This is a genomic window from Nosocomiicoccus sp. HMSC059G07 (genome assembly GCF_001815515.1).
Taxonomy (GTDB): Bacteria; Bacillota; Bacilli; order Staphylococcales; family Salinicoccaceae; genus Nosocomiicoccus; species Nosocomiicoccus ampullae_A.
The window spans coordinates 35,333-49,188 of record NZ_KV820885.1 but is presented as its reverse complement, the minus strand read 5'-3'; the positions used below and the strand labels follow the sequence as shown (position 1 = coordinate 49,188).

At 37.2% G+C, this 13,856-nt stretch carries 14 protein-coding genes and 1 riboswitch; of the genes, 5 read left to right on the top strand and 9 right to left on the bottom strand.

Translation table 11 applies throughout. From position 1 onward, the window contains the following. Positions 1–2 precede the first annotated feature (2 nt). Positions 3–377, bottom strand: a complete 375-nt coding sequence (locus tag HMPREF3029_RS09010) for a hypothetical protein (protein WP_070710519.1) — start codon at positions 375–377, stop codon at positions 3–5. 190 nt (positions 378–567) lie between these two features. On the opposite strand from HMPREF3029_RS09010, the gene HMPREF3029_RS09005 reads away from it, so the two are divergent. Then, positions 568–1,122, top strand: a complete 555-nt coding sequence (locus HMPREF3029_RS09005) for an NADPH-dependent FMN reductase (protein WP_070457085.1) — start codon at positions 568–570, stop codon at positions 1,120–1,122. 30 nt (positions 1,123–1,152) lie between these two features. Here the strand turns inward: HMPREF3029_RS09005 and HMPREF3029_RS09000 are convergent, their stop codons facing one another. The 3 genes from HMPREF3029_RS09000 to HMPREF3029_RS08990 form a co-directional block, all read right to left on the bottom strand. Beyond that, entirely contained in the window at positions 1,153–1,425 is a 273-nt protein-coding gene (locus HMPREF3029_RS09000; RefSeq protein ID WP_068129529.1) for a Txe/YoeB family addiction module toxin, read from the bottom strand. Further along, positions 1,422–1,679, bottom strand: coding sequence for a type II toxin-antitoxin system Phd/YefM family antitoxin (locus tag HMPREF3029_RS08995; protein ID WP_068129527.1), 258 nt, complete (start codon positions 1,677–1,679; stop codon positions 1,422–1,424). Before HMPREF3029_RS08995 ends, HMPREF3029_RS09000 begins: the two co-directional genes overlap by 4 nt. Positions 1,680–1,749: 70 nt before the next feature. Beyond that, on the bottom strand, positions 1,750–3,624 hold the full coding sequence (locus tag HMPREF3029_RS08990; protein WP_070710517.1) for a heavy metal translocating P-type ATPase: 1,875 nt from the start codon (positions 3,622–3,624) through the stop codon (positions 1,750–1,752). 188 nt (positions 3,625–3,812) lie between these two features. On the opposite strand from HMPREF3029_RS08990, the gene HMPREF3029_RS08985 reads away from it, so the two are divergent. After that, positions 3,813–5,417, top strand: a complete 1,605-nt coding sequence (locus HMPREF3029_RS08985; RefSeq protein ID WP_070710515.1) for a BCCT family transporter — start codon at positions 3,813–3,815, stop codon at positions 5,415–5,417. A gap of 150 nt (positions 5,418–5,567) precedes the next feature. Beyond that, entirely contained in the window at positions 5,568–6,608 is a 1,041-nt protein-coding gene (locus HMPREF3029_RS08980) for a PTS sugar transporter subunit IIC (protein ID WP_070710513.1), read from the top strand. 28 nt (positions 6,609–6,636) lie between these two features. Here HMPREF3029_RS08980 and HMPREF3029_RS08975 read toward each other — a convergent pair whose 3' ends face one another. Further along, positions 6,637–8,088 carry an aldehyde dehydrogenase family protein gene (locus tag HMPREF3029_RS08975; RefSeq protein ID WP_070710511.1) on the bottom strand — a complete coding sequence of 484 codons (1,452 nt, stop codon included), beginning with the start codon at positions 8,086–8,088 and terminating at the stop codon, positions 6,637–6,639. 122 nt (positions 8,089–8,210) lie between these two features. Here HMPREF3029_RS08975 and HMPREF3029_RS08970 point away from each other — a divergent pair, with 122 nt between their 5' ends. After that, a complete protein-coding gene (locus HMPREF3029_RS08970) occupies positions 8,211–9,605 on the top strand; it encodes an L-cystine transporter (RefSeq protein ID WP_070710509.1) in 1,395 nt (464 codons plus the stop codon). Positions 9,606–9,685: 80 nt separating this feature from the next. Then, complete coding sequence (locus HMPREF3029_RS08965) at positions 9,686–9,871, top strand: CsbD family protein (protein ID WP_040928447.1); 186 nt, start codon at positions 9,686–9,688, stop codon at positions 9,869–9,871. A 38-nt stretch (positions 9,872–9,909) separates the two neighbouring features. On the opposite strand, the gene thiD is transcribed toward HMPREF3029_RS08965, so the two are convergent. The 4 genes from thiD to HMPREF3029_RS08945 all read right to left on the bottom strand — a co-directional run bounded on the left by thiD (position 9,910) and on the right by HMPREF3029_RS08945 (position 13,740). Continuing rightward, positions 9,910–10,731 carry a bifunctional hydroxymethylpyrimidine kinase/phosphomethylpyrimidine kinase gene (gene thiD / locus HMPREF3029_RS08960; protein WP_070457090.1) on the bottom strand — a complete coding sequence of 274 codons (822 nt, stop codon included), beginning with the start codon at positions 10,729–10,731 and terminating at the stop codon, positions 9,910–9,912. Next, a complete protein-coding gene (thiE, locus tag HMPREF3029_RS08955) occupies positions 10,732–11,364 on the bottom strand; it encodes a thiamine phosphate synthase (protein ID WP_070710507.1) in 633 nt (210 codons plus the stop codon). It lies immediately after the preceding gene. Beyond that, positions 11,361–12,167, bottom strand: coding sequence for a hydroxyethylthiazole kinase (locus HMPREF3029_RS08950; protein WP_083315030.1), 807 nt, complete (start codon positions 12,165–12,167; stop codon positions 11,361–11,363). The genes thiE and HMPREF3029_RS08950 overlap by 4 nt, the downstream gene beginning before the upstream one ends. A gap of 43 nt (positions 12,168–12,210) precedes the next feature. Then, a riboswitch (TPP riboswitch) is annotated at positions 12,211–12,305 on the bottom strand. A 34-nt stretch (positions 12,306–12,339) separates the two neighbouring features. Then, complete coding sequence (locus HMPREF3029_RS08945) at positions 12,340–13,740, bottom strand: FAD/NAD(P)-binding protein (RefSeq protein WP_070710503.1); 1,401 nt, start codon at positions 13,738–13,740, stop codon at positions 12,340–12,342. Positions 13,741–13,856 lie beyond the last annotated feature (116 nt).

Genomic DNA, 13,856 nt, shown 5'->3' with positions numbered 1-13,856 from the left:
TTTCAAGTGGCTAACTTAAACTTGAAATTTAAGAAGAAATATTTAGGATTTAATAAAATTAAACCGTAGTAAATCATCGTCGCAACAATACCTCCACCGATCCAAGAACCGATGACGAGACCAACTAAAATAATAATAACGACAGCCGGTAGTGCGAGTTTGATTCCTTTATACATAAATTCTTCAAGTGAATCCCACTTATAACCACAAATAAGAGCGACAATCGCAGCAGTTGCCGTACCGAGAATTAACGGCACGTGCGGATCAATTTCAAATTTAACCACCGCAACATACATCGAAAAGATCATAACAATGAACGGTATAATTGCTAAAAAGACGTTAATCTGTCTTGGTGATTCTAGTTTACTTTCCTTCATTGAAAATCCCCCTAATAATAATCTCTTTTTAATTATAGCGATTAAAACAAAAAATGGTAGCGATTTCTTAAATATTTTCAAAAAATCGCTGACATTTTCATCAACAATTTGACTGATTTTAATCGTCATATATTACAATACACCAAGAAAATGATACGATATAATTGATAATTTTATAGGAGAGAACGTAATGAATATACTAGTATTAGTTGGAGCGAATGTCGGTTCAAAAACGGCAACTGCTTTACAATACGTCACAGATTATTTTGAAACACATTATAATACTCATAATATCGAGATGATCGATTTAAAAGATAAAACACTCAACTTAGCAGATGGTCGTCATTATGAAGACTGGTCGGGTGACACAAAAGAAGTTATTTCTAAAATGTTAGCCGCTGACGTCATCGTTATCGGATTCCCAGTGTTCCAAGCATCAATCCCTGCAGTTCTAAAAAACTTATTCGACCTATTACCAATCAATGGCTTAAAAGGAAAAACAGTATCCATCGTCTCAACAGCAGGATCCAATAGACATTTCTTAGTTGCAGAAATGATGCTGAAGCCAATATTAAACTACATGAAAGCACACGTACTATCATCATATGTATTCATCACACCAGAAGCATACGAAGGAAAGCGACTCACAGACGTTAACATCTTGCACCGACTCGATAATTTAGCAGATGAAACAATCGACATCGCCGAGGCACATCAATCATTTAGTAAACGTAAGAACAAATAAAATAACGCCGAGTACAACTGTACTCGGCGTTTATTCATAATGAGACCAGCATGAGTAAATATAGACGATTTTCTCATCTTCATTTACTGTATAAACCACTCTGTGTTGATGGTTAATTCTTCTAGAATATCTTCCCTCACTTTTTGGTACGAGCTTTTTAAATGATTGTGTCGATTTAAAGGGATCATTTTTTAATGTCTCTATAATCTTCATAAAGTTATACTTTAAGTTTGATTGCTTAATCTTTTTCAAATCGGTCTTTGCACTATTTTTAATAATAACTTTATACTGTGTTACGCTCATAGCTCATCCCAATTGATATCGTCAATATCTGTCCAACCACTATTATCTTCCATTCGTTCTCTAACTACATTTAATACACCGTTATTTTCTAAATATAGCGTTTCATTAATACTATCCCAATCTTCTTTACTAATAAGGACTGCTTCAGAGTTTGATTTGCTACCACTAATAACTATTGGACTATGACTTTCATTAACTTCTTTTAAAATATTATAAAAATTTTCCCTAGCCTTTGTGGGTGTAATAATTTCCATATCCTTCACTCCAAACGTACGTTTATATGTACGTTTATTATAAGCTATTATTCATCAAGAATACAAATGTTTAATCTCTATACGCTAATAACCTTAGACCGTTTAGTATAACTAGAATTGTTGATCCTTCGTGGCCAATGACTCCTAGTGGTAAGTTTATTGCTTGGAAAAGGTTCGCAATGATGAGTAACGCGATGACCGCAATTGCAAATAAAACGTTCGCAATGACGATTCGTTTCATCTTTTTAGATAATCCTATAGAGTACGGTATCATCGTTAAGTCGTCTTTAATAAGTACGACGTCTGCTGTTTCCATTGCGATATCTGTTCCTGAACCCATCGCAAATCCAACTGAAGATTTCGCTAACGCCGGTGCATCGTTTACACCATCTCCAACCATTCCGATGTTACCATATTTTTCTTTTAATTCATCTAATATAGAAGATTTTTCATCTGGCATTTTATTTGCATGAACTTCTTTAATACCAACTTGTTTTGCGATATGCTTTCCGGTATTTTCATTATCACCCGTAACCATAATCGTTTGAATACCCATGTTATTAAGTTTTTCAATCGCAATTTTCGCATTTTCTTTCACGACGTCTTCTAGCGCATAAAACGCTTGTAACTCGTTATCACGACTCACGAAAATTACCGTGTTTCCTGTCGATTCTTTTTCAATTACGACACGCTTCACTTCTTCAGATAGCTGAATATTAGATTCATCTAACACATAACTATGCTTTCCGACTTTCCATTCGCTACCTTTGTTTTGAATTAAGAATCCTTTACCTGTAATATCCTCAACGTGACCGAGTTCAATGAGTGGCGTGTCTTCTAAGTAATCTAAAATCGCTACTGCAATTGGATGCATAGATCCTGATTCCGCACTTTTAATAACCTCATCGACATGTGCGTGGTCGACACCATCTACGTAATAAACATCTGTAACAGCAGGCTCACCGACTGTTAACGTACCTGTTTTGTCAAATATAATCGCATTTAACGCATTCGTGTTGTCAATCGTTTGACCGCCTTTAAACACCATTCCGTTACGTGCAGCGTTTGAAATTGCTGAAAGTGTTGCAGGTGTTGCACTTGCGACTAATGCACATGGTGACGCAACTGTTAAAAGTACCATCCCACGGTAAAACGACTCTGTCCAACCCCAGTCGAGTACAAAGTACGCTAAAGCGATAAATAACGGAACCCCGACTAATACAACTTTTACATAAGTATCTTCAATTGACTCAATAAAACTCGCTGTTTTACTTGGTGAAGACTGCGCTTCATCGACAAGTCGAATAATTTTAGCAAATAACGTGTTACTGTCTTCAACTGTGACTTCCATATCGATTCTGTTACCTTCGTTAATCGTCCCCCCGATGACCTCGTCTCCTGTTAGTTTTTCAACAGGAACGGATTCACCTGTAACAGATGCTTCGTTAACAACCGCGTCAGTTGAAAGTAGTTTTCCGTCAATTGGAATTGTTTCACCGCGTGGCACTTGAACTTTATCTCCAACTTTTAGCTCAGCAGTTGGAACGACTTCAATTTCGCCGTTTTCATTGTAACGACGTGCTTCGTCTGGCGTTAAGTTCATTAACTCAGAAATCGCGTTTCGGCTTTTTTCGTTTGCCATCGATTCCATTGCTTCAGCAAGACTGAAAATGAAAATTAACAGTGCACCTTCCATCCAATAACCGATGATCGATGCACCAACGGCAGCTAAAATCATCAGTACGTCTACGTTTAAATGTTTGTCGTGAATCAGTTCTTCGATTCCGTTTTTTGCGCTATAATATCCCCCGATTAAAAAAGCAGCAATAAATACTGGAATCGCAACATTTTCAAGGCCTTGGTACTGAAGTACAATCCCTATAATAATAAGGAATGCACAAATAACCGTGTTTCGAAAGCCTTTATTTTGTAACCATTTTTTCAAAGTTGTTCACCTACTAATTTAGAAAATTATCATTTAATTTAATGCTTTATATACACTTAATTATAATAATTTTAAATAAGAAACACAATAGATTAGACTAGATATTATTACTTTATTTTCAAACATCCTTTTATTCTAAGTATCAATATGTTAGTCTATATACTTGTGTATAAAAAAGGAGTGTTAAAATGACCGATAAAAGTAAGCAAAAAATATCACCAGTGTTTAAATACGCGTCAATTTTAGTACTAATTCTTGTTTTATTTGGTATGTTTATGCCAGCAAGATTCGGTGAAATGACTGGAGCATTAAGTAACTATATTACAGTTACTTTTGGTTGGTATTACATGATACTTGTTACGGTAATTATTTTATTTTCAGTATTTTTAATATTTAGTCCGATTGGAAAATTAAAACTTGGTAAACCGAATGACGAACCTGAATTCAGAACAATTTCTTGGTTAGCGATGTTATTCAGTGCCGGTATGGGGATTGGCCTTGTGTTCTACGGGGCATCAGAACCTATTTCCCATTATCTAGCACCACCATCAACTGACAGAGAAACTAAAGAAGCGTTCATGGAGTCAATGCGTTCAACGATATTCCACTACGGATTCCATCCGTGGGCGGTATATGGAATCGTTGCGTTATCTCTCGCATACTTCCAGTTTAGAAAGAACGAAGATGGTTTACTGTCTAAAACGTTAAGACCTATTTTTGGAGACCGAGTAGATGGTCCATTAGGTACAGTCGTCGACGTACTTGCGGTATTCGCAACTGTTATTGGGGTTGCGGTATCTTTAGGTGTAGGTACGTTACAAATTAACGCAGGTCTGAATTATTTATTGAATGTGCCTCAAAATATTTTAGTACAGTTTATAATTATTTTTGTTGTTACAATTCTTTTCCTAGTGAGTGCTTGGAGTGGATTATCTAAAGGGATTCAATATTTAAGTAACATTAATATGTCACTTGCAGTACTATTATTAGTTGCTCTATTTTTCATAGGGCCAACGATCCTTATTTTAAATATGATGACAACAACTGCAGGATCTTACCTCGGAACTTTTTTACAAAACAGTTTCGACGTAGCCCCTCTCTATGAGCAAAAATCTGAATGGCTGAAAAGCTGGACCATTTACTACTGGGGGTGGTGGATCAGTTGGAGTCCTTTCGTTGGTATATTTATTGCACGTGTATCAAAAGGACGTTCAATTAGACAGTTTGTTATTGCAGTATTACTCGTTCCAACAATCGTAAGCTTAATTTGGTTTAGTGTATTTGGAACGACAGGAATTACTGTCGCTCAAAATTCAGACAGCATATTAGCGTTACCACCAGAAACACAGTTATTTGCGATATTTAATGAATTACCACTAAGTGTCGTACTTTCAACAATCGCAATACTATTAGTATCGATATTCTTTATTACATCAGCGGACTCAGCGACATTCGTTTTAGGTATGCAAACGTCATACGGAACGTTACAACCACCTAAAGGAATTAAAGTCATTTGGGGAGTATTACTGTCACTCATCGCATTTGTACTATTGCTCACGGGCGGTGACGAAGGTCTAGGCGCGTTACAATCAGCAGCAATTATATCTGCTTTCCCATTTAGTATCGTAATTATCCTGATGACAATTAGTTTTTATAAAGACGCAGATTTAGAAAGACGAAACTTAGGACTTACAATTACGCCAGACCAAGATAAGTTAGAAGAATATTACGAACACGTAGAAGAACATCCAAATACAGATATGGAAAGAGAAAATCCGGACAACGTATTCTAAAATAATCCTTACCGATTTTTATATCGGTAAGGTTTTTTATTTTTATTTAATAATCAAAATTTTATTCAACCTTTCAAAAATCCATATTGTTTATTCACCATATAAGGGATATGATTATGAAAAATACATATTACGGAGTGATTCTTTCGTATGAAAATGTCTAAAAAGGATTTCTTTTTTAATATATTAAATGGGATGGCGATTGGTATCGTCGTTGCATTAATTTCTAGTGCATTACTCGGAGAAGTACTAAAGTTTTTTGGACGTTATTCTGACGTCTTTATAACGATCGGTAATGCAGTAAGTTCATTTCAGTTAATTACATCTGTCATTATCGGTGTATTAGCGGGGATCAACTTAAAGTTTGACGGGATTCGCAGCGTAATTTTAGGAGGCGCAGCGTTAATTGGTTCTGGAGCGTTAGTCTTTGAAGAAACGGGTGTCCGTTTACAAGGAATGGGAGATCTAATTAACGTTTTAATTACGCTCATTATTGCAGCGGCTATTATCGTATTCATTGGCGATAAACTCGGATCTCTGAACATCGTATTTTTACCGTTTCTCGGTGGTGTCGTTCCCGGTTTAATCGGATTAATGATCTTACCGTACTCAAAACTTGTGACGACAAGTTTAGGTGAATTAATTGCGCACTTTACAGATTTAAATCCGCTTCTCATGACGATTTTAATTTGTGTATTTTACTCTGCATTTCTCGCAACACCAATTTCACTCGTTGCGATTGCGACTGTTGTCAGTCTTTCTGGACTTGCGAGTGGTGCAGCAAACTTAGGAATTTTAACAGCATGTATGACGTTTTTATTCGGTTCAATTGGAATTAACAACAAAGGTACAATCATCGCTCTCATCATCGGTACAGGTAAAATGATGATGCCTGTGTACTTCAAAAACCCAATTATCGCAGTGCCGTTAGTCATTAACGGAATTATCGTCGGTGCGACAGGATACTTTATGAACGTTCAAGGTACACCGATGTCAGCAGGTTTTGGTCACACAGGATTAGTTGGTCCAATTAACTCGTTAGCGTTAATGGACGGTAGTACGAGTATGAATATCGCTAAACTTACAGTGGCGTATCTCATCGTTCCTGTCATCGCTGCATTTATCGTCGACAAACTATGCTTAAAATTTCTACCAAAATATACGAGAGAAATGTTCCTATTTAAACCATAAAAAGACTGCAACTAAGCTGCAGTCTTTTTTAATTAAACGGATATGGTAACGGCCCACGCTGAGTACTCATCCATTTTAAATCTGTAAAATCTTCTAACACATATGGATTCCCGTAACGTCCCATACCACTATTTTTAACGCCACCAAACGGTATATTCGGAAAATCAAGAACCGTTTGTTCATTGACGTGTACCATACCACTTTCTATTTGTTCCGCATACATTTGACCTTTTTCAACATCTTCAGTAAATATCGCAGCCGATAATCCGTAATCTGTATCGTTTGCAAAACGAATCGCCTCATCGTTAGAACGTGCTTTTATAATTAACGCTATCGGACTAAATAATTCAGTTTGTGCGATCTCACTGTCATTTTTAATATCTTTAAAGATAAATGGTGTGACAAAATTACCACTCACTTCACCTTCTAACACCATTTCTCCAGACGCTTTTGCCATTTCGATAAATTTCTTAGTTTTTTCAAGCTGTGTTTTATTAATAATCGGACCGATGATTCCAACTTTATTGTGTTCGACACTCATTTTTAAATTTTCAGTTGCCGCTTTAAATTTATCTATAAACTCTTCATATACTGATTCATGAACGATGATTCGATTTACACTCATACATATTTGACCGGAATGTAAAAATTTCCCAGGAATTAACGCACGTACTGCATGATCTAAATTCGCATCATCCATAACGATAAAAGGACTATTCCCGCCAAGTTCTAGCGCTGTCGATATAAATCTATCGTTTGTTACTTTACGAATGTGTTTACCAACTGCAGTCGATCCTGTAAAACTAATCGCATTAATTTTCTCATGCGTAAAAAATACCTCACCAACAAGTTTCGGTTCAGTTAACACCATCTGAAAAACGTTACTCGGTACTCCCGCTTCTCTTAATAATACTGCCGGTATCGCCCCACTCACGATTCCTGTTTGAACGTCTGGTTTATGGACGACCGCATTGCCTAACGCTAGTGCTGGCGCAATTGTACGCATCGATAAATGTAACGGGAAGTTAAATGGCGCAACGGACGACACTACTCCTTTTGGTGAGCGGTAAATTAAATTTTTCTTACCTGGTATAAGAGATGAACGATTTCCAACATGTCCAATCTTTTCCACTAATTTTAACGATTCTCTTAAAATATTGATCGTCGCAACGTATTCAGCATTCGCTTTAACAAACGTACTTCCACTCTCTTTAATTAAGACGTCTATGATATTTTTTCTATGCTGAATAAATAGTTTGATAAGATTTTTAAGTACTTTCTTACGTTGTTTCGGATTGTGTTTCCATTCACTGTTATCCGCAACTTCAAATGCCTTGTTCGTTTGCTCTAAACTCGCGAGCGGAATTTCTGCAACCAACGAGTCGTCAAACGGGTTTAACGACTGAAATACTTCTCCACTGTCGCCTTCAACAAATTTTCCATCTATATAACTTTTATTTAAAGTTAAAAATATATTCATATCATCACTCCATTTTTATACTATACCCAAAAAATATTTTATTAATTCAAAACATATCTATTTACTAGGAATTAAAAATGTCCTATAATCGATTTATCAAAATTTTAAGAAGGATGTTATTCATGGACGCTACATTTATTATTATAAATCTAGTTGTATTTTTTGCGCTCCTTGTTGGAGTTTTTTTCATGCAAAAAAAGCATATTAAATTTTCATACCGCGTATTAATCGCACTCGGTATTGGTTTAGTATTCGGAGGAATTCTTCAGCTTCTATATGGTGCTGATTCATACGTTACGACTCAAACGACAGGTTGGATGGGCCTCATCGGAAATGGCTTCATTCGATTACTACGTATGATCGTTATTCCACTGATCTTCGTATCAATCTTAAGTGCATTTGCGAAATTAGAAGTTAGAGAGAAATTTTTAAAGTCTGCAGTTAAGGCGATTTCGATTTTACTCATTACCGTTGCAATTTCTGCGGTAATTGGTATTACGACAGCTATCGCATTTAACTTAAACGCTTCAAGTATTAATTTAGGGGAAGCTGAAAACGCACGTAGTTTAGATATTGAATCTACAGCTTCAGAAATTGAAGGGTTAACGTTACCAGAACAAATTACACAACTGATTCCAGCAAATCCATTTTTAGACTTTACAGGTCAGCGTGGTGCTTCGACAATTGCGGTCGTAATTTTCACAGCATTACTCGGATATAGTTTATTAAAGTTTAAAAAACACGATGAAGTACGTGCAAACAAATTATCAGAGGGGATTTTAATCCTCAACGATTTCGTCATGGAACTCGTTAAAATCATTTTACGCTTAACGCCATACGGAATTTTAGCAATTATGGCAAATACTGTTGCAACAAGTGACTTTAGAGCTTTAGTGGATTTAAGCTTATTCGTCGTCGCGTCTTACGTTGCACTCATTGCGATGTTTATCGTTCATTTAATTATTATTGCATTAACGGGGTTAAACCCATTCACTTACGTTAAAAAGACGGCTGAAGTGTTACTATTCGCATTTACGTCACGTTCAAGTGCAGGTGCGTTACCGTTAAATATTCAAACTCAAACGACACGACTCGGTGTTCCGTCAAGTGTTGCAAACTTCTCTGCAAGCTTCGGATTATCGATTGGACAAAATGGATGCGCAGGAATTTACCCATCTATGCTTGCGATAATGGTTGCGCCAGTTGCTGGAGTGAATGTTGACTTACAGTTTATACTCACGTTAATCGTCGTTATCGTAGTTACAAGCCTTGGTATCGCTGGTGTAGGAGGCGGTGCGACATTTGCTGCAATTATCGTCTTAAGTACGATGAACTTACCAGTCGCACTTGCTGCAGTATTAATTTCTGTTGAGCCGTTAATCGATATGGGACGTACAGCATTAAACGTTAGTGACTCTATGGTCGCAGGTACTGTAACAGCAAAAACTGACGGTACGTTAGACAAAGACACTTACGATAATATGTCTTACGATGAACTTACGACTTCAAATATCTAACTCAATTTTACGGTTCGATGTTTTAAAACATATAAACCGGGTATATATCTAGTACTTCAGAAATGAAAGGTATGATATGAATGAGTAAATTTGAAGGTAAAGTAGATCAATTAAAAGGTAAAGCAAAAGAAACAGCCGGTAAAGCGTTAAACGATAAGAGTAAAGAATTCGAAGGTAAAGCAGATCAAGCTGCTGGTAAAGCGAAAGATGCAGTAGACAATGCATCTAAAAAAACAAAAGACCAAATCGGTAAATTAGGCGAATAATCGCACGACAAAAGGAGTTCCATTCGGAACTCCCTTTTTTATTTTTCGATAATTTCAATACTATTTTTTACCTCTGCCCAGTGGTTAACGGGACCATGTCCGTGACCAACTTCGATACCTTCTTCAATCGCGCTTTGGATAAAACTCTTCGCCGTAATAATTGACGTTTTTAGATCATTTCCTTTAGCAAGTTCAGATGCGATACACGCTGCGAACGTATCCCCTGTACCGTGTGTACGATTTGTATCGATACGTGTGCCGCGCATCCAAAACTCTTTATCTTTTAAACTGACGAAGTCTTCAGCATATGAATCATCACGGTGTCCACCTTTAATAATGACGTTTTCTGCCCCTAGTGCTTTTAAGTAATTCGCCGCTTCAACCATATCTTCTCCAGATTGAATCGTTAAGCCTGTTAACACTTCCGCTTCTGGAATGTTCGGTGTAATGACCGTTGCAAGTGGTACTAATTCTGACTTTATTGAGTCGATTGCGCCGTCTTCGAGTAATTTATGACCACCTTTTGCTATCATCACGGGATCTAATATGTACGGTCCAAAATCGACTCTTTTTAAATTTTCTACAACACATTTTACATGTGCCTCACTTGCGAGCATACCTGTTTTACACGCACCGATTTTAAAATCATCTGCGAGAGAATCAAATTGTGCATCAATAAACTCTGTCGGTACATAATACGCGTCTTGTACGCCTTTTGTGTTTTGTGCAGTGAGTGCGACGACAATGCTCATTCCAAATACGTTACGCGCTTGAAATGTTTTTAAATCTGCTTGAATTCCTGCGCCACCTCCAGAGTCTGAACCTGCGATTGTAACTGCTTGTGGTGTTGAGTTAATCATCTAATTGTCCTCCAAAATATAATCTATTTTTTGTTTTAAACCACTTACTTTTTCTGCAACGTTTTCTGCTAACATAATTTCAGATACAATAGCTGCTCCTTTTACTCCTGTATCTTTTAATACGTCTATGTTTTCTTCTTTAAGACCACCGATCCCAACAGATGGCACGTTCGTATGTTGAATGACCTCGACTAACGCTTCTTTCGACTGAACAATCGTTTCTTTTGTGTTTGTATCAAAGAATGCCCCTACGCCGAAATAATCTGCACCACCTCTCTCTGCTTCTATCGCTCGAGTAGTTGTTTTTACAGTGACACCGAGTATTTTATCGTCACCTATAATTTGTCGAGTAATATGTACAGGTAACTCATCATCCCCGATATGAACCCCCGCAGCGTCAACTGCTAAAGTAATATCTACACGGTCATTAATAATAAGTGGCACGTTATATTTGTCCGTCACTTCTTTTACTTTAACGGCGAGATTATAAAACGCGTTTGTCGTTAACTCTTTTTCTCGTAGTTGTACGATTGTGACCCCATTTTTGCACGCTTCTTCAATGATCGATAAAAACTCATCATCGCTATAATCATAGCGTCCTGTCACTAAATATAAACTTAAATCGAATGTCATACGTATTCTCCTTTAACTTCTTTCGTCCAATCTGTATCTTTTAATAGAGATAACTCGTTTAATAAATGAAATCTAAATTCGTTAAGACCACGACTTTTCTCTGCTGCGACTTCACCGCAAATGTTAAAATAACTGACTCCGTTAATACATGCGTCTACAGGATGAAGACCACTACCTAAATTCGCAGCTATAAGCGCACCGACCGTATCTCCAGTTCCAGTAAATTGACCGTTATATTCGACACCATTCGACAATTTCACTACATGGTCTTTACTGACGATAATATCGACTGGACCTGTCGCTAAGAAGACCGTGTTTTCGTACGTACGTGTTTTATCTTTTAACGCGTCGATTAACTCCTCTAAACGGTCCGCTTTCGTATCCTCTTCACCAGCATCTACCCCTCGGCCATGGCTCTTCAGTTTACAAAATGCACGCATTTCAGACATATTGCCTTTAACTACTGCCGGCTTAAGATCAACGAGTGCGTCACCGATACTATTTCTAAACTGACTGACGCCATATCCGACTAAATCAACAACGACTCGCTTTTTATGAGAATTCGCACGCTTCGCTGCATGTACTAAATGTGTCGCTTCATTGTGTGGTAAACGCGCTAAGTTAATCAACAACGCGTCTATGGCTTGAATTACTTCATCTTGTTCTTCGATATGAGCGGCCATAATCGGTTTTGCACCGACATACAGCAAACTGTTCGCGATCATTTCGATAGAAATCTGATTCGTAATACAGTTCACGAGCGGGCTCGATTGAAGCGGAAAACCCGGTTTAAAATCAAACAAAAAAAGCACTCCTTAATTATTTGCATAATTTCGGAGTGCTCAAAGAAGCCCTAAACATTTGTTACCTACGCCAGCATTATCTGTACAGGTTCAATGGGTATAATCTCAGCCACAAAAGTAGCACCCCGAAATGTCTATATTATTTTCTTAAGTATAACACATCAGTCATCATTCATTGGATAATTTTGTCAATCGAATGCGGTATTTTCTTTAATATTAAGTTCACACCAGAGTTATTAATGTGCGTTGTAGATACTAAGTTCCCGTATAATTTCATAGTATCTAACACACCAGCTTTAGAGATTACCGAAAACTCGGGGTATGTAATCTTTATACCGCCAAGCTCGTCGACTTGTAGAATCCCCTTTTCAATAAGCGTCTTCACTAAAGGTGAAGCGTTGTTTTCATCGGCTAAATTTTCGCCACTTAAGTTTGGACCGACCGCACTCACCATAACGTCTGCTGAATAACTACCATCTTCAGAGTTGATAACAAACTCGTCATCATAACTAATATCTTTTACTCCCGATACGTAAGTTAATTGTCCTGCTTCAATTAGTTCTACGATTTTTTCAGCTGTCATTTTCGGAAATGGTCCCGTTAATTGGCCGTGCGTCCCTTTTATATGCTTAATGTAGTACTTTTTATCCTCTATGGACAAATGATTCCACACTTCTCGAAGTACTTCTGACATTGCTTCAGCGATTTGTTGAACTACACCGAGCGTATCTAAATGTTCGAGTTGATATGTGAGAGAATCGAGGACCGGCATGTCATTGAGCTCTGTTAAAAGATGAAAATCTATACCTTGCTTCTTCGTTTCTTCTTTAAATATATCGACGATTGTTTGAATCGTGATGTCTCTATTTTGTTTTAGCGCTTCTACGTCGATATCGACTTCCGCTTCATTTCCTCTAATGAAGGGCACTGTGCCACTTCGTGACGTCACTAAAATATCGTTTTTATAGTTATTGTGATGTAAATACATAATAATATCGAGTGACGTTAAGTTTGTCCCAATCACTCCGACAGATTTCGCGTTTAATAACACGTCACTATTGCGTTCTATCGGAAACGGTGTACTAATATATTTTTCAATTTCTTTTAAATTATAAATATCCGTTTGAGGTAACTGACCGATACATAAGTGTACGATATCGACTTCGTATTTTTCATCTGCATGTATGATATACGTCTTTTCTATTACATCGATATCATCGACGACTGTCGGTACGAACGTCACTCGGCTATCTTTTACATACTCTGAAAACACGTCTTTAGAATACTCACCAAATTCTGGTCGCGTAATAAATTCGTGCTTTAATAAGTCCGGATTATTTTTCTTTAAATATTTGACGTATTCTTTTTTATCGTCCCACGGTGCGAGCGTCATCTTTTTTAGTCGCTGGTTGAGTAATAATGCGTCATCATCTGGCCCAAATGGATATCCAGTCCCTGCAGCATTTGAATCATCGAACATATAAATTTCCATATCAGGATTATCGATATGGTCAATATAATAGCGAAGTGTTCCGATGCCGGCCATGCCTGCACCGACAATTGCGATTTTCATATACAACCTCATTTCTAACTGTTTCATTACACATACCCGTTTCTCATAATAAAAACTCCTGTCTAGAATGATGTGCTACCCAAAAGTTGGACACTAAAATCCAACTTTAGGGGTGT